The organism is Desulfomonilia bacterium (assembly GCA_036567785.1).
GTDB lineage: Bacteria > Desulfobacterota > Desulfomonilia > UBA1062 > UBA1062 > DATCTV01.
Map to the genome: position 1 here is coordinate 36,690 of DATCTV010000034.1, position 16,626 is coordinate 53,315.

Annotated in this window: 18 protein-coding genes; 7 read left to right on the top strand and 11 right to left on the bottom strand. The window is 46.2% G+C overall.

From position 1 onward, the window contains the following. Positions 1-2 precede the first annotated feature (2 nt). Entirely contained in the window at positions 3-623 is a 621-nt protein-coding gene (scpB, locus tag VIS94_08500; protein ID HEY9161111.1) for an SMC-Scp complex subunit ScpB, read from the top strand. 31 nt (positions 624-654) lie between these two features. On the opposite strand, the gene VIS94_08505 is transcribed toward scpB, so the two are convergent. The 7 genes from VIS94_08505 to fusA all read right to left on the bottom strand — a co-directional run bounded on the left by VIS94_08505 (position 655) and on the right by fusA (position 8,214). Next, the gene (locus VIS94_08505; GenBank protein HEY9161112.1) at positions 655-1,869 is read right to left on the bottom strand and encodes an MFS transporter; all 1,215 of its coding nucleotides are present in this window, start codon (positions 1,867-1,869) and stop codon (positions 655-657) included. A 170-nt stretch (positions 1,870-2,039) separates the two neighbouring features. Further along, the gene (locus VIS94_08510) at positions 2,040-2,942 is read right to left on the bottom strand and encodes a 4Fe-4S binding protein (GenBank protein ID HEY9161113.1); all 903 of its coding nucleotides are present in this window, start codon (positions 2,940-2,942) and stop codon (positions 2,040-2,042) included. Positions 2,943-3,178: 236 nt separating this feature from the next. Further along, on the bottom strand, positions 3,179-3,454 hold the full coding sequence (locus tag VIS94_08515; GenBank protein HEY9161114.1) for a hypothetical protein: 276 nt from the start codon (positions 3,452-3,454) through the stop codon (positions 3,179-3,181). Between the two features lie 283 nt (positions 3,455-3,737). Then, positions 3,738-4,820 carry an MBL fold metallo-hydrolase gene (locus tag VIS94_08520; protein HEY9161115.1) on the bottom strand — a complete coding sequence of 361 codons (1,083 nt, stop codon included), beginning with the start codon at positions 4,818-4,820 and terminating at the stop codon, positions 3,738-3,740. Positions 4,821-4,889: 69 nt separating this feature from the next. Further along, positions 4,890-5,375: a MogA/MoaB family molybdenum cofactor biosynthesis protein gene (locus tag VIS94_08525; protein ID HEY9161116.1), complete on the bottom strand. Its 486-nt coding sequence runs from the start codon at positions 5,373-5,375 to the stop codon at positions 4,890-4,892. Beyond that, positions 5,372-6,076: a hypothetical protein gene (locus VIS94_08530; GenBank protein ID HEY9161117.1), complete on the bottom strand. Its 705-nt coding sequence runs from the start codon at positions 6,074-6,076 to the stop codon at positions 5,372-5,374. Before VIS94_08530 ends, VIS94_08525 begins: the two co-directional genes overlap by 4 nt. Before the next feature lie 47 nt (positions 6,077-6,123). Beyond that, on the bottom strand, positions 6,124-8,214 hold the full coding sequence (gene fusA, locus VIS94_08535; protein ID HEY9161118.1) for an elongation factor G: 2,091 nt from the start codon (positions 8,212-8,214) through the stop codon (positions 6,124-6,126). A gap of 141 nt (positions 8,215-8,355) precedes the next feature. On the opposite strand from fusA, the gene VIS94_08540 reads away from it, so the two are divergent. Then, positions 8,356-9,000: a metallophosphoesterase family protein gene (locus tag VIS94_08540; protein ID HEY9161119.1), complete on the top strand. Its 645-nt coding sequence runs from the start codon at positions 8,356-8,358 to the stop codon at positions 8,998-9,000. Between the two features lie 40 nt (positions 9,001-9,040). Beyond that, positions 9,041-9,700, top strand: a complete 660-nt coding sequence (locus VIS94_08545) for a DnaJ domain-containing protein (GenBank protein HEY9161120.1) — start codon at positions 9,041-9,043, stop codon at positions 9,698-9,700. Here the strand turns inward: VIS94_08545 and VIS94_08550 are convergent. Beyond that, a complete protein-coding gene (locus VIS94_08550) occupies positions 9,670-10,584 on the bottom strand; it encodes a diguanylate cyclase (protein HEY9161121.1) in 915 nt (304 codons plus the stop codon). The two genes, VIS94_08545 and VIS94_08550, sit on opposite strands and share 31 nt — an antisense overlap. A gap of 159 nt (positions 10,585-10,743) precedes the next feature. Between VIS94_08550 and VIS94_08555 the strand changes: the two genes are divergently transcribed. Further along, the gene (locus VIS94_08555) at positions 10,744-11,697 is read left to right on the top strand and encodes a D-glycerate dehydrogenase (GenBank protein ID HEY9161122.1); all 954 of its coding nucleotides are present in this window, start codon (positions 10,744-10,746) and stop codon (positions 11,695-11,697) included. A gap of 370 nt (positions 11,698-12,067) precedes the next feature. Here the strand turns inward: VIS94_08555 and VIS94_08560 are convergent, their stop codons facing one another. Next, positions 12,068-13,201: a uroporphyrinogen decarboxylase family protein gene (locus VIS94_08560; GenBank protein HEY9161123.1), complete on the bottom strand. Its 1,134-nt coding sequence runs from the start codon at positions 13,199-13,201 to the stop codon at positions 12,068-12,070. 22 nt (positions 13,202-13,223) lie between these two features. After that, positions 13,224-14,447 (bottom strand): 6-phosphofructokinase, encoded by a 1,224-nt coding sequence (locus tag VIS94_08565; protein ID HEY9161124.1) that lies wholly within the window; start codon positions 14,445-14,447, stop codon positions 13,224-13,226. A 113-nt stretch (positions 14,448-14,560) separates the two neighbouring features. Here VIS94_08565 and VIS94_08570 point away from each other — a divergent pair, with 113 nt between their 5' ends. The 3 genes from VIS94_08570 to VIS94_08580 are packed head-to-tail and all read left to right on the top strand — an operon-like array spanning position 14,561 to position 16,099. Further along, entirely contained in the window at positions 14,561-15,235 is a 675-nt protein-coding gene (locus VIS94_08570; protein HEY9161125.1) for a response regulator, read from the top strand. Between the two features lie 3 nt (positions 15,236-15,238). Next, positions 15,239-15,625, top strand: a complete 387-nt coding sequence (locus tag VIS94_08575; protein ID HEY9161126.1) for a response regulator — start codon at positions 15,239-15,241, stop codon at positions 15,623-15,625. Between the two features lie 15 nt (positions 15,626-15,640). Continuing rightward, complete coding sequence (locus VIS94_08580; protein ID HEY9161127.1) at positions 15,641-16,099, top strand: universal stress protein; 459 nt, start codon at positions 15,641-15,643, stop codon at positions 16,097-16,099. Here the strand turns inward: VIS94_08580 and VIS94_08585 are convergent. Next, positions 16,077-16,604 (bottom strand): hypothetical protein, encoded by a 528-nt coding sequence (locus VIS94_08585; protein ID HEY9161128.1) that lies wholly within the window; start codon positions 16,602-16,604, stop codon positions 16,077-16,079. The two genes, VIS94_08580 and VIS94_08585, sit on opposite strands and share 23 nt — an antisense overlap. Positions 16,605-16,626 lie beyond the last annotated feature (22 nt).

The following is a 16,626-nucleotide window of genomic DNA, read 5'->3' on the forward strand; positions in this document are numbered from 1 at the left end:
ATATGGCAATTGAAGAAAGAGGGATTGTTGAGGCTATAATTTTTTCATCGGACAGCGCACTGGGACTAAAAGACATCCAGAAGGCAATGCCGGACATGACCACCGACAAGCTGGATGAAATTGTATCCGAATTGAACAGCATATACGACGAGACAGGAAGGTCTTTCAGAATCCTCAAGGCGGCTAACGGCTACATGTTCGTATCCCTTGAAGTCTTTTCACCATACATCAAGGCCATGCTTTCGCCCAGAAGGCTGTCGCAAGCGGCGTTCGAGGTGCTTGCCGTTATCGCGTACAAAGGCCCCTGCACAAAAATGATCATTGACGGGGTACGCGGAGTCGATTCGACATCCACTTTGAAAAATCTGCTCAAGGCGGAGCTGATAGACGTAAGACCTGGAAAACCAATGAAATATGTTACGACCAATCATTTCCTTGAGGTGTTCGGTCTCAATTCTCTCAAGGACCTGCCGGATATGAGCCAGTTCGAGGAGGTTTTTGCGGAAACCGCAGGCAGGATGGATGAGGTTCAACACGAACAGCTTGATCTGATCCAGGATGATGCCGCCATAAAAAGCATGAAAACAGCAGACAATCCCGATGAAGCAAACCGGACGGGATAAATTTCACTATTATCCTGATTAAGTTAAAAGGTCACGGAGTATTGTCAGCATTAATCTCCTTCATCATCAGGGAACATATGAATGCAGCGATAAAAAGTATGGTTATAAGCTTCATGCCAAAAAATATGACGATGGGAAGGCCGCTGATCTGACCGCTCAGCATCAGAATGCCGTTGGATGTGGCTTCCGGGACGGGGTGTGTTTTCTCTACCGCATATGTAAGCCCTACAGGCAGCGCCGCCACAAGAAAGAACCCGAACACGAAACCGCAGGCTCCCAATACCACTATGGAAGATGAATACTGAAGCAATATTGTCAGCGGTACGGCCAGTCCCGCAGATAAAACCAGGAACATCTTTCTCTTGTGGTATTTGTCGGATAATGCTGCAAGAATAACCGCACCGAATATTCCTCCGATTACAAGCAATCCTCCTACTATACCGGGAGCAAGCGCGGTATCTATATCCAGAGGCCGGTCTTTGAATATGCAGTCTATCTTTGTCAGTATGGCATTGAATGCGCCGAGACCTATGAAGAATAGAACGAGCAGGAGCAGGTAATCCCTGTTTTTAAACAGGGCCTTCAGTCCCACTGTCATGGTGACTTTTTTCTCCGCGGCGATAGCGTTCGGCGGTATCTCCGGCTTTTCCCTGAAAAAGAAGATAAACAAGACCATGGATAAGAGGGCCAGGATCCCATAAATATAAAGGATGGCATCCATACCCTGTTTGACGGCGCCCATATCCCGGTAATGTGCAAGGATGAAATCGGTAGCAAACATGACTGTGGTGAATCCGACAAACATGGACATGGTCAATAAGCCTGAAGCAAGCGCCTCTTCATTTTGGGGGAACCAGTTCGAAGCCAGTTTGGTAAAGGCATTCAGAATGAAGGGCTGCGCTATTGCGCATCCGGCCATACAAACAAGGAGCCATGTATAATTAGGGGCGAATATCCTTAAAAACCCGCAAATACCGATAAGCAACACGCCGATGCCTGCACCTTTCCTTAATCCAAGGTTGTCGATGCACCATGCAGCCGGAATGGCGAAAGGCAGCCATGCCAGCATTGCAAAGACGGCAAGAAGGTCAATCAGATCGATGTTTCCGTTTGTATAGATTGCCGCTGCATCCCTTGCCACAGGCGCAAAAGTCATCCACATGATTTGCGATGCCCCTGTCACAAGCATGTATACCGCCAGCACAACCCAGCGATATGAAGACACGACTGAATTGGATTGTTCCATGATTCTGTAGCCTCCCTGAATGAAATCCTAATTTAATGAAAAGACCTGTTTAGTATACAGCATAGTTTGAGCAATCTCTACATATAATAGACTGTTAAATCATCTGATTTCATATAATTTTCATGCGGCGGACCGGCTGCTGTTTTTGAAATTTCAAGATTTCCTCAATATTACTTCCACGGCAGACCCGGAACCAGCTTCAGACAATTGTTCTCGCATGAGCTGACGCATTGTTCGCAGATTATGCAGCTCCTGCTGTTGACGCTTTTTCCGTTCTTTACAAAACCACTTACATCTATAAGCATGGGACACGCTTTGCTGCACCTGTTGCAGCCTGTACATTTTTCAGCATTTACCGGCTTGATTTTAAAGATCGAATATTTCGATATAAGCCCGGACACCGACAGAAACGGGCACAGCATCCTGCAATAGGCACGGCGGCCCAGAAAGACCGACAGGATAATTCCGAGGCTTAAAATGAAAGCGTTCTCTCCTACTATCCACCAGAACCTTTTGCTCTCATTCAATGCCGGATTCCCGTATAATGAAACGCCGCCGGCTATTATTACAGCGACAGCAAGATATGAGAATGCTGTTACAACCGATCTTTTTCTATTGTTTTTTGATTTCGGTATGACATTCTCCGCCAGTTCGAATATCGCACCGTCCCAGCACACCCAAGAACAAAACGCATTGCCTATGATAAAAGGCATGATGAGTCTTGCTATGACAAATTGAATGATCGCGCCTGTTGCAACAAGAGCGAAAATGTCGAAAATAACCTCCGAAAACTGGAAGTTGACATTGACTCGAAGAGACAGCCCCAGGAACAATCCGCCGCCTACAAGGACTTGTGTTGTTCTGCGAAAGGCCTGTTTCTTTTCGGGAAAAAGAATTGTTAGACTTCCGCAAGCTCCTGCTATCAAGCCGATCCCGGCGAAAAGGAAAAAATATATCAGCCTTTGTTTGTATAAAAATACTGCAATTCCGATCAATGAAAAAATAATAATCACGAATATCGGAAGCAGTAGATTTTTGAATTCCAGCGCGTACTTTGTTTTCCTTGATATCATATTATATTCCAATATAAGCCCTTAAACAGCAAATGTAATGGCGGTAATAAAAAAAGCAGGCCGTTGCGGCCTGCTTAAATGGGAGGTTCTTTTGGTTTGAATCCAGGAAATTTTTTTATGTTACAGTCTCAGTATTAAATACCCTGTTTATTCGATAATTCAATTTTTGACTCATCCATTACTGGCTTCAATAATCCCGCCCTTTTTCTCAGAAAGGGAAGGGTTACCTGTATTAATCAGCTCACCAAGCCTTTTATAGCTTCAACAGCCGGCGCAGTGAACAGTGTAACCATAACCGCATAAAGGGCAAATGACCCGACTGCCTCGCTCAGATACATTTTCTGATATCTGTATTTCAAAGATACGATGGTCAATCCGCCCATGATAAGGCATCCGAGATTGAAATAAGGGAAATTGCCTTCACCGGACACTGCATTTGCAGCAAAAGCAAATGATGCCGTGATTAATACAACGAATACCGATACGATCAATGTCTGTACTGTCCTTTTCATCTTAATCCCTCCCGCTACCTTATTTTTTTGTTTAACTGCATATCTCTCTAGGAAGAACCATGCCAATTCTGCATCAAAATCTAAAAAAATTGTAACTGGTTGTTTTCATAAAAGATTGAATGGAAAAAACTGAATTGCGGATGCTCCTTCGCCTGATGCATCCGAAAATTTATCGAAAAAAACGTTAAATCCCTTAAATAAAACTTTCAAACGGGAACACATGTCAGATTAAAATATGAGTATCTTATAAGACAAAGGGATATGGTATTTCCTGTATGAGCTTTTAAAAAACCCTTGTTTCTCCGAAATTCATAACCAGAAAGGAGTCATCGCTCACCCCTGCCTCTTTCATGATTTTTTTTAAATAAACAGGCGGTTCATTCAGCGGCTCATCGGTGAGCTTGAATGTTCCCCAATGCATGGCAACGGACTTTTCCGCCTGAAGATCCCTGTGAGCCAGCAATGCCTCCGGTGGATCCATATGAACTGCCTTCATGAGCCAGCGAGGCTGGTATGCCCCTATGGGCAAAAGCGCAATACGCATCTTTCCCAGCTTATCACTGATCTCCCTGAAATGATGCGAGTAGCCCGTATCACCTGCAAAGAATATTTTCCCATGGCTTGTTTCCAGTACCCATCCTGCCCAGAGAGTTTTATTTCTGTCACTCATGGATCGCCCTGAAAAATGCTGAACCGGAACCGACACGATGCGGATGCCACCATACATAGATGTTTCCCACCAGTCCATCTCCACATAGTTAGTAATATTCTGTTCTTTGAACCACTTCCCGAGCTTAAGGGGAACAAAATATACAGGCTTGTTGCCCAGCTTTTTGACAGTGTACAAATCAAGATGGTCATAGTGGTTGTGGCTCTGAAAAACGGCGTCGATCGGCGGCAGGCGGTCAAAGGGAATGCCGGGGGGGCTTTGCCGCCTGGGACCTATGCCGGCAAAAGGTGATGAACTGCCGTTGAAAATCGGGTCTGTAAGGATATTGATTCCTTCAACCTGGATTAAAAACGTTGAATGGCCTATCCAGGTAATCTGGATTTTGCCGGGATCAGGATGATATATCTTCTGATAATCGGGAACAGCTATATCAGGCACATAGGGTGACATCAGGCTATTAGAAATGGCGGGCGGTTCATCCGGCCCCAGCCCCAGTTTCCATCGCAGAAGACTTGTGAAACCATGTTCCGGGTTTTCGTAAATATTGCGAAACCCGTTCATTGTATAGTGCTCCTGTGCATTATTACTGTCCGGGGTTTTCTTCCCGGCAAAAGCATAAACAGCCATGAAGTTGATGCAGCCGAAAAGCGTCGCAAGCAGGATGTAAAAAATTTTCTGGTGTCTGATTTTTTCCATGGAAATATAAAGAGATCAACTCCGCCAGACGGCCTTTGATAATGGGAATTTCCATTACCGAAAAGACCTCTAGCCGGCACAATCGCTCATATCGCCGTCCAGCTTGGAGAGCGCATGCGGCAGGGCAGGGAGAATTACCTCCAGATTCTCTCTAACCGCTTTCGGGCTTCCCGGCAGATTGATGATGAGCGTCCTTCCCCGAATCCCTGCAACAGCCCTTGATATCATGGCATTGGGTGTTTTTTTCAGGCTTTCCATCCTCATGGCCTCTTCCATGCCCGGAACCCTTTTATCAATTACAGCCAGCGTTGCCTCAGGCGTGACGTCCCTTGGAGAAAGGCCTGTCCCGCCTGTTGTCATAATCAGGTTCAATCCTTTGGAATCACTCCATTCCTTAAGCTTTGATGAAATAAGGAGGGCATCATCGGGAATAATCTCATATGTGTCAACCTCAATCCCCAGACCTTCAAGCATCCCTCTGATGACCACTCCGCTTAAATCCTCGCGGTCTCCCCTGGATCCCTTGTCACTCAATGTAAGTATGCCGGCCTTCACTTCTTCACCTCATGGAGTCTTCTGACAGCTGTCAAGCCTAGGACTCTCGGAACCGCCTTGCTTTTCCCAAGCTTGGAAAGTTCTCTTTCCTTCATATATTGCACTTGTTTGGTTGATATGAATAGAGGCGTCTTGGGATTGAAGACCAGGGCGACTCTGACTTCATAATTTTTCATCCATTCACGCTGGGTTGAAATATACTTTAAAACATCTTCATGAACGGAGCGGTTGTTGGCTATCGTAATAACTTCACTTTCTGTTATTTTCGGAGACCTGATAACGGACATCTGAACCAGCCGGTTGCTGTCGCGAATGAGGATTGTCCTGGCCTCCTTGTTGCATTTCATTGCAAACTCGATTTTCTTCGACACGGTCATTTCCTGAAGCTGAAGATACAGACTGTTTGTTTTGCGCTCTTTCTCTTCACTTGGAAGATCTTCCAGATCCTCTTCAAAGGCTTCCAGACTTACTTCACCGGCTTCCAATTCAAACGAATCCGTACCGATGAAACCATCGTCTTCAATCGAATACTGGCCCGCTATCTCCGCATAGTCTGCAAGTCCGTCACCTGCTGTTTCTTTTACAAACGAAATGCGCGGTTTTCCCGGCACGGTCAGGCTTCTGGTCTGGATCTGAATGATAACCGGCAGCCACCGTTCGTTATATTCTTTTTCTATCTGTGGCCTGCTTTTATCTTCCATAGCTCAGATAAAAATAAAGCCCCTGCTCAAGGGGCTTTATTTTATCGTTATTTCTCTTTTGCCTCTCTGGCCGCCTTCGCCTCGGCCACGACCTTTTCCTGGATATTGAAAGGTACGGGTTCATAGTGTGAAAAGCTCATCGAATAAGACCCGCGGGCTGATGTCATTGAGGTAAGGTCGGACGCATACATGAGGACTTCGGCAAGAGGCACGCTAGCCTTGATCTCCTGGTACTTTCCTTTGGCGTTCATGCCTTCGATCTTTCCCCTGCGGCTGTTGAGATCTCCCATAACATCACCCATACAGTCTTCAGGCACCACTATAGCGATTTTCATTATGGGCTCGAGCAGTATCGGCTTACAGCTCTCCATCGCCTTCTTGAATGCCATTGATGCAGCAATCTTGAATGCCATTTCGGACGAGTCCACCTCGTGGTATGAACCGTCTACCGCGCTTATCTTGAGGTCAACAACGGGATTTCCGGAAAGCGGCCCCTCTTTTATTGCTTCAATCAATCCCTTTTCCACTGCCGGAATATAATTCCTGGGGATAACCCCGCCGACGATTGCGTTAACAAACTCGAAACCGGCACCGCGTTCCAGCGGAACAACTTCAATCCACACATCTCCATACTGGCCGTGACCTCCGGTCTGCTTCTTGTACTTGCCCTGAACCCTTGCTGTCGCGGTAATCGTTTCCTTATATGGGACCTTGGGTGTCTTAAGCTCAACTTCGACATTATAACGGCGCTTCAGCCTGTCAACAGTAAGCTCGATGTGAATCTGACCAAGGCCGTAAAGTTTGAATTCGCCGGTCTGTTCGTCACGTATAACCTTGAGAACCGGGTCTTCCTCCATGAGTTTCTGAAGACCGGGCATAATTTTGTCTTCATCGCCTTTTGTTTTTGGCGATATGGCCATGTTCATGATGGCTTCAGGGAACTCCGGACTTGGAAGCATCATATCGGAATTATCACTTATAAGCGTATCGCCGGTTTTCGTTTCCTTGAGTTTTGCTACTGCAAACAGGTCTCCGGGGCCAACCTGCTCGAGCGGTTTCTGTGTTTTTCCTTCGATGGCCACAATCGAACCGATCCGCTCCTTTATGCCGCGGTTGGGATTGTTAAGCTGTGAGTCAGGCCCAAGTGTTCCAGAGAGGCACTTGATTATGCTCAATTTGCCGGTGTAGGGATCGCTCATTGTCTTGAACACATAACCGACAAACGGTTCGCTTTCCTCGGCCTTCACTTCTCTGGTTTTTCCGTCTGCTGATTTAAGAACCAGGGGTTTCCTGTCTTTCGGGCTGAGCATCGAGTTTATAATAAAATCCATAAGCATCTGGACGCCCATATTCAAAAGTGCGGAACCAGCAAAAACGGGCAGGAAAACACCCTGTGCAACACCGTTGTTAAGAGCACCAGAAAGCTCTGTCGCGCTCAATTCACCGCCTTCAAGGTATTTCTCCATGAGAGTATCATCAACTTCGGCGAGGTCTTCGATTACCTTGGAATATGTTTCTTCAAGTATATCCGTCATATCCGCAGGTACTTCGGTTTCCTTGAAGTTCCCGCTGCCGTTTTTCTCGAAAATGTATGCCTTCTTTTTGAGTACGTCCACTATGCCCTGAAAGCCTTCTTCCTTGCCGATAGGGATTGTCAGAGGAAGAGGTTTCGTTTCGAACATCTCACGAATGTCAGAAAGCACCTGATCGAAGTCCGCTCGTTCCCGGTCCATCTTGTTCACAAAGCATGCACAGGCAAGGCCTTCTTTTTTTGCAAGCTGCCAGAGGTTTTCAGAGTGCGGTTTGATTGAATCGACCGCATCGATTACAAAAATCGCATTATCCGCCGATTTAAGGCCAAGAATAGCTTCCGATGAGAAGTTCGCATCACCCGGCGTATCAAGGAGCATCACACCTTTGTTCTTCCATTTGAAATTATGCAGCGCGCTGAACACCGAAGACTGCCTTTTCTGCTCTTCGGGCTCGAAATCCAGGACCGAATTCCCTTCCAGCACCTTGCCGAGCCTGGTGGTCGCCTTGGCATTGAACAGCATTGCCTCTCCGAGCGATGTCTTTCCTGATCCCGAATGGGAGACCAGAATTATATCTCTTAAACTTTCCGTACCAAATCTTCTCATCGATGGTCCTCCTACATAATAATACTGGTTTAACGAGTGTCATACCGTATCCAAAAGACATCCCCAAGTCAAGCGGACATTGGAAATTCCATGACCTTCGGATTCCTTTACGCATCGGCCGCCGTATGGTAACTTGTCCGCATGAGAAAATTTGCCATTGGTGACATACACGGCTGCCTTGACAAGCTTGAGGATCTGCTCAAGAAAATCGACCCGAAACCTCACGACAGCCTGATCTTTCTGGGCGATTATATCGACAGGGGAGAAAACACGAAAGGCGTAATAGATGCCTTGATAAAGCTCTCTTCTCATTGCAGATGCATTTTTTTAAGGGGCAACCACGAAGACATGCTCATCGAATACATGACATTCGGCAGAAACCGCAGCATGTTCCGTTCAAACGGCGGCGAAATGACGGTGCTTTCCTATACCGGAAAGAAAACCGCGTCCGGTAAGGTACTGGCGGAGAATCTGCCTGAAGATCACAAAGACTTCATGACAAAACTGAAATGGATCCATGAAGACGACAGATACATCTATGTACATGCGGGAATAAAACCCGGCATACCGCTCAAGATGCAGGATGCGATGGACCTGATATGGATAAGGGGGGAATTTCACGAAACACCGACCGGTCTTGACAAAAAAATCATCTTCGGCCATTGCCCGTTTACCCAACCTTTTGTTAGAGACGATAAGATAGGCATAGATACAGGGGCGGTCTATGGAAGAAACCTTACTGCAATAGAGTTGCCTTCCGAGCGCTTTATATTTTCCTTTTCCTGATGTCTTGTAAAAATGCCTCCCGGTGGTTTATAAAAATCGAATGTCAATAAATTACTATGAAATCCTTGGCGTAAATAAAAATGCCTCTGCGGATGAGATAAAAAAAGCCTACAGGAGAATGGCGCTCAGGCTTCACCCTGACACCAACCCGGACAACCCGGATACCGAGGAAGAATTCAAACTCCTGACAGAAGCTTACGGAGTCCTCATAGATCCTTCAAAGAGAAGGCTGTACGATATATCGCGTACCGCAGGCTTCGACCGGCAGCATGTGTACGATGATATCTTCACCAACACTGCTTTCAGCAAGGTGCTTACAGATCTGCCCATACCACCGGAATGGATAGAGCGCATGCTGCATGTCGGCAAAATTGTCGCATATGAGGCAATAATACGGGGCGGCAGGCCCCGGGATATAATAGGAAGGAGCCTGGTAAGGCTGGCGGCCGACAGCGCCGGGACATTTTTTCACAACGTTATGGATATCCACAGGGATTTTTCGGTCTCTGAACAACTTGCGAAAACTGGCGGAGAAATGACTTTTTCATATCGTCCGGGGTTAACACAAAAAAGGCTTAACATCACCGTTCCTGCAGGCAGCACGAACGGAACAGTCCTGCGTCTTAAAGGCATGGGAAGGAAAGGTCTTGGCGGAGCAGCCGGAGACCTCTATTTGAAGATAGTCATCTCGGGAGAATAGACCACAATACGGTTCTTGCCGTTTGATTTTCCCCAGTACAATGCTTTGTCAGCCATTTTTATAAGCTCATCACCGTTCATCGTATCCTTGGGCAGACAGGCCAGACCTACAGTGATGGTAATGCCCAGCGTGGACTCAAGAGATCTGCAGATTCTCTGTGCTACCATGCTTGATTCTTCGGGGTTGGTTTCAGGAAAGACTATAACGAATTCCTCACCGCCGTACCTGGTCAGAATATCGCAGTTTCGTGTGTTGTGTCTCAGCGCCTCTGCAAGGCCGACCAGCAGCTTGTTGCCTGCCTCATGGCCGTGTGTATCATTGTATCTCTTGAAATTATCTATATCGAGCATTGCAACGGTCAGGGTATGATCATACCTGATGTGCCTGTCCACCTCTTTTTTAAGCGTCGGCAGAAGATGCCTCAGATTAAACAGGCCGGTGAGTTCGTCCGTATGAGAAAGCATCCTGTAATAATTTGCCATTTCGGCCTCTTCGAGAAGCCTTGCATTTTCAAGCAGTTTGTTGATTGTCAGGTGCAGATGATCAAGATGTAGCGGTTTTGTAATAAAGTCAGCAGCACCCATTTTCATGCATTCCACCGCATCATGAATCGATCCGTAACCGGTTATCATTATTGCCTGAATTTTGGGATGGTATTCCTTGATTTCACGCAGCAGTTCAATCCCTGTGGTGTCGGTCAGATAAAGATCAAGTATGGCGATATTGTAGGCATGCTCCCTGATAAGTTCAACGGCCTTCTCTCCGGTTTCCGCAACCGATATATCCATGCCTTTATCACTCAGATAATCGCTTATAAGGTTTAAAGTCTCAACCTCGTCATCAACAACAATTATCTTTGTACTTTTGTAGATGCTCTGTTCCATTCACATCTCCAGTTCAAAAAAGGTATTTAATAACACTATTTATTCTCATTTTAATCTTATCGGTTTTCCTCTTAAAAATTTTAATATTATTTTTCGTTTGTATATTGCCCTCTGAATAAATATCATCAATGCAGACATTTACTGAAAAGGGAGATAGGCATGCAGATACTTGTTACAAGAAGCCTGCCCGGCAATGCGCTTGAAAATCTGGCATTGAGTGCTGAAATTGAATTATGGAAAAATTCATATCCAATCCCTGAAAACGAATTGAAAAAAATGATTAGAGGCAAAGACGGCCTTCTGTGCCTCCTGACCGATTCAATCGATGCCTCGATTATGGATTACGCAGGAGGCAGTCTTAAGATAATTTCCAATTATGCAGTAGGATTTAACAACATTGACCTTGATGCCGCAAAACAAAGAGGCATCGTCGTAACCAACACACCCGGAGTTCTTACCGACGCTACGGCAGATCTTGCCTGGGCGCTTCTTTTTGCCGTGGCCAGGAGAATAACGGAATCGGATGCTTATCTGAGGTCAGGCGCATGGACAGGCTGGGACCCCAGCCTTATGCTCGGAGTCGACATAGCAGGCGCAACACTGGGAGTTGTCGGAACGGGACGGATAGGTGAGGCGTTCGCGATGAGATCAAAAGGCTTTGATATGAAGGTAATCTATGCAGATGAAAAGCCAAACGAACAGCTTGAAAAAAGTCTAGGAGCAGTAAGGCTTCCTCTCGATGAACTTCTGAGCGTATCCGATTTCGTTTCACTTCATGTGCCTCTGCTGCCGGCAACGAAACACCTTATAGGAGAACGGGAATTAAGGCTTATGAAACCGACAGCCATACTTATAAACACCTCACGCGGCCCCGTGATCGATGAAGCGGCCCTGGCGGAAGCCCTTGATAAAGGCATAATCAGGGGGGCGGGTCTCGATGTCTATGAATTCGAGCCTGCTGTCAACCCGATGCTTTTGAAGCAGAAAAACGCAGTCCTCCTTCCCCATATCGCATCCGCAACAAACTCGACCCGGGAAAAGATGGCGCATATGGCGGTGGAAAACCTGACTGCATTCATAAAAGGAGAAGAGCCTCCGAACAGGGTGGTTTAGACGGGAAGGAAGCTGATGAACCGGTAAGCCCGTGAGTTATCAAGATTGTACTAAAGCTGTATCAATTTTTTTAATGAGATCTTTTTCCGTTTTGGAAGGAAGTATGTATCTCGTGATATTATGGAAACAATTGCCTGATCGTTTTTTAAAGTTATATCTGCGGATAAGATCTTAAGTCTTTCAGTATAATTCAGAAGAAGTGCAAATTTGAACCGAATATCCGAAAAACGTCCCCTCATTCCCGTTCCATATCAATCCAACTTTCGTCCCTGATGCTCTTTTTCAGATCAAATCATAGTAGTGCTTTTAAACGCACGCGTTCAGACGCGCCGTTAAGCGTCGACCGGATCGCTTGGTTTCGATCATTCTTTTATTGGGCTTCGACGACTTCGATGATCTTTTCGTAGTTCTTCATGGCCAGAGGAGAAAGGTTCCTACCGTATGGACATGCGGATGGCATCAGGACAAAGCCGCGACCAGATCCTGAAGTCCCCTCTGCGATTGCCCGTTTGACCTTTTCCGCGAACTTCTCCGTTGGCAGGTTTTCGATGTCGGATGCTTCGAGGTTTCCGAAGAGCACCATGTTGCTCCCATACCGATCGCGTACATATCTCAACTCTACATCACCCTGAGGTGGTGGTTCTATGGGATCAAGACCATCAGGACCCATAGACACGATGTCATCGAGAATGAGTTTGAGATTGCCATGCGAATGAATTCGGGCATACCCCCCGTACTTCTGAATCGCCTGAATCATCGGGCTCACGTAACGGCAGACGTATTCACGAAACAGATACGGCGGCAGATAAGGGGGAGATGCATATTCCGGGCCGTATATACGCCAAAGACGGCCGGGCAACGCTTTGGCTGCGGCTTCGGTCTCCGGCAGCAGCGTTGAGGCAAAACGTTCAAGCAGTTTATGAAACAGTTTCTGTTCGGTCATCGCAATGACTGTGTACTCACCCATCTCAAATAGCGAGGCAGCTTGACAGAGGGGGTCGGGGGTGTCAATCATAACAATGCCGGTATCTCCCAGCAAGGACTCTGTTTCGAGGATCTGACAGGGATCCACATTGTCCTTCGGAGCGGGAGGAGGAATGTCGAGAAAAGCACGCAGGTCATCGACATCCTTGAGGAGAGGCTCCACCGTCCATACCGTGTTTACATCAAGGTCGCGCCGCGTACGGGACGTCAGCGTCCGGCCGCAAGCTTGAATGCGCCATGTGGAGAACTGGCTTGTATTGCATAGTATCGACTCAGTTGAGGACAATTCAAAAATGGGATCAAGGGGAACAGATTTGTAGGAAACCCCCCTCATGACGATCCTGTCCGTCTTCTCGCGTGCAAGCTCAATTAACGGCCACCAGGAAGAATGCGAGTAGATGTTGAAGGGATCGCTGTCTCCCGGGTCTTCATCCAAGCCATTGATCTCATAGAACGAGACTGGCGGCCGGTCAACCTGTTCACCTCGAAGTGTGGCCATCAGTCTTTCGCGTCTTGTCATTTTCCTCTCATCGAACGCCGATTTAAAACTCCATCACCCTGGCCAGCCTGTAAAAATCGCTGTCCCTTTCGATGAATTTGAGTCTGGTCAGTCCTGTCTTCTGATCAATAAGCTCCTTAAAGGGCACATATTTCAGAGAAAGCTGCTCGCCGAGGCTTATCATTACTCCGTTCAAGCCTTCTTCCGCAATCGCCCGGCATGCCCCGGCCCCGAGCTGGCTTGCCATGATGACATCATAGCCGTTGGGCGCTGTGCACCTTGCTTCATAGCCGATCTGTTTCGGTATGAATTTCACCTTTTCTCCTGTTCTTTTTTTATGGACTTCAGTAAGTCTATCGCAAAGCATCTTGCCTATTTCCAGGTTGGTGAGCACGGCATTGCCGTGATTGTCTATTTCCTTAAGGCGTATCTCATCGGGAAGCTTATCGGCAATCCCTTCGGCTACACAGACGACACCAAAATCAAGGCCTGCTTTTTTTCTTGCCTCGACGAGCATGGAAATATCCGTGGCAAGTCTGTCAATATCAAGGACATCCTCGTCAATATCTTCCACCGAGATCATTTTAGGTGCCTCCGCCATCATGGCAGCGGCATATGTAAGCCATCCAGCCTTTCTGCCCATGATCTCGGCGATGAACCAGCTCCCGGATGTGAAGCTGTCGGCCATCAGGTTTCTGATATTGAGGGCTGCATGCTCGGCGGCGGAGAAAAAGCCGAAGGTCCAGTCAATGCCCTGATAGTCATTATCTATTGTTTTCGGAACATGTACCACCTTAACCGGCCTCAATCCCTTGACCTCTTTCTGCAAACTGTAGAGATAATTCGCAGTCTTCAAGGTGTCATCACCGCCAATGGAAACCAAACCGTCAATCTTCATGTCTTCAAAGGCATTAAAGATATTTACTAGCTTTGCATTCTTGACCGGGTCCTTCAGATCAGACCATTTTTTTATGGCACTTCCCGGATTTGCACGGGAATTATGTATGATTACCCCCTGTGAATTTCTGAGACCACGGATCAAATCAAAATCAATTTCGATATAATGCCGGTCCTTGATCAGGCCCTTATCCCTGCTGTAGTTTTCAAGAAACTTGTACCCGTAGAGAAAACCCGTGACTTTTATTCCTTTTTTAAGGCATGCCGCAGCAACCGCTGATATAACCGTGTTTGCCGCAGGGGCGGGACCGCCTGAAAACACAATGCCGATATGTTTCACGTTTGTTTCCTGTCTGGCCTTTTTTGTCATCTCGCTTACCTCTCTGCTATTACAATATCCGGCCTATATGCATTAATTACCAAAATTTCAAGTTGGACTTTTTATTGAAGATACCCTTTCAAAATGCTATTGTGTCTTCACATATGGAAAACACAGAAAGAAAACGCGTACTGATTGTCGACGACGAGGAAATCATCAGGTACTCGCTTGTAAACATTCTCAAAGGTTATGGATACGATGCTGTGGATGTCGGTTCCGGTGAAGAAGCCGTCCGGATTATAAGCGAACAGAGAATTCATCTTATACTGTCCGATCTCGTAATGGAAGGAATGGACGGCCTGCAGCTTCTCGAAAATGTCAAGCTCGTATCACCTCAGACCATATTTATCCTTATAACGGGATACGGATCGCTCAAAACCGCAGTATCGGCGCTCAGGCTTGGCGCCTATGATTACCTGCTCAAGCCGTGCGATGAAGAAGAGCTGTGCTACCGCGTAAAACGCGCCCTGGAAATGCAGAACTTCGGTGAAGAGCAGAAGCGTATTCAGGAAACAAGCGCAATAGCAAAGACAACAATCACACTGTCTGACAAGATCAATACGCCTCTTAATATAATCCTTGGAAATGTGGAAATCCTCCAGCTTCTTTTTAAAGATATTGAAGATATCAAGGTGAAGAAAACACTTGAAACAATTGAAAAGCAGATATTTTCCATCAAGGAGGTCATGGAGAAACTCGCCAAACTTACCAATGCCGAGACGAGGAAATATACTTCATTTCCAGACTATGAAATAATAAATCTTCCGAGTGAAGAATAATCTATGCCAGAACAGTCAAAAATCTTGATAGTTGATGATTCTCAGGAACTTACTGAAGTAATACATGAGTATATGGAAGCTTGCGGTTTTATTGTAGATACCACAACCGAAAGTACGGATGCACTCAGGCTCATAGCAGCAAACGGATATGATGTCATAGTATCGGATATACACATGCCGGGAATGGACGGCCTCGAATTGATGGGCCTCATAAAAGACAGGCATCCGGATTTACCGGTTGTTCTTATTACAGGCTACAGTATAAGCGAAGCGAGAAAGATCGCTCTGGAAAAAGGGGCTGATGCCTTTGTCGCAAAACCTTTTCATATGAAAGAAATCCTTGATGTCGTTACAGGCGTACTTAACAAGAAAAGATTTATCACTACATAGGAGGGTATCTATAATATGGCAAAACAGAAAGTTAAAAAAATAAAAAAGATATTGTGTTATGTGGACCTCAGCAAAAGCAGCAGATATGTTATTGAATACGCAAAACAAGTCTCGGACCTTACTGGAGCTGAAATCTTCTTTCTTCATACGGTAACAGATTTAGGAAGGTTCGCAGGGTTTTATGTGCCGCATATGAGCACTGACAGCCTTTCCAGCGAGATGATGAAATCCGCCAAAGACAAGCTCTATGCCGTTTGCATGCAGACTATAGGAGAGATCGACGCCTCAAAAAGAATTATAAAAGAAGGCGATATCGTTGAAGCCATTCAGGAAGAAATAGACAGAATCGGTATCGACATCCTGGTAATCGGCCATGATTTCAGAACTTTTTCGTTCTTCAAGGAAGATTATGTGACCAGGTACCTGAAAGATCCGGCGTGCCCGGTTCTTGTTATTCCTCTCGCAGTAGATTAACAGTACCCATAAGGAAAGATAAAAAGGGCTTATCCGGACTTCCGTCGACTTGGATTACGATAAGACCCTTTTTATCAAACACCAGCCCCATCTGCTTAGAAGAAGAAAGGAACCCTATTCCGTCAGCCCCTTCCGGAAAGATGATACATGCCGTATCATCGCCCCGCATCCACCTGGGGACAATGTCCGCCCTCACTCCGAAAAATACCGGATTATACCGCTTTTCAAATACGTTTTTCATGATTTCTGCAGTGCTTTTCGAGGATAAATCTCCTGACATCATCCTGTTAAAAGGCTTATTGAGCACAGATTTTATCTGCGTTTCGTAACCGCTGTTTTTACCTTTGGATATCAATCCTGAAACATGTTTGCTGCTTGAAAAAAACCTTATTGAACCGTTCATAATTTCAAAACCCATATCATCAGGAATACATGCATCGATAATGTCCGACCTTACATGCCTGCATTGACTTGAAACAGGCTTGACTATTTCCGGCTTTAACATCAACTCCGGTGTCAGTTTGAAA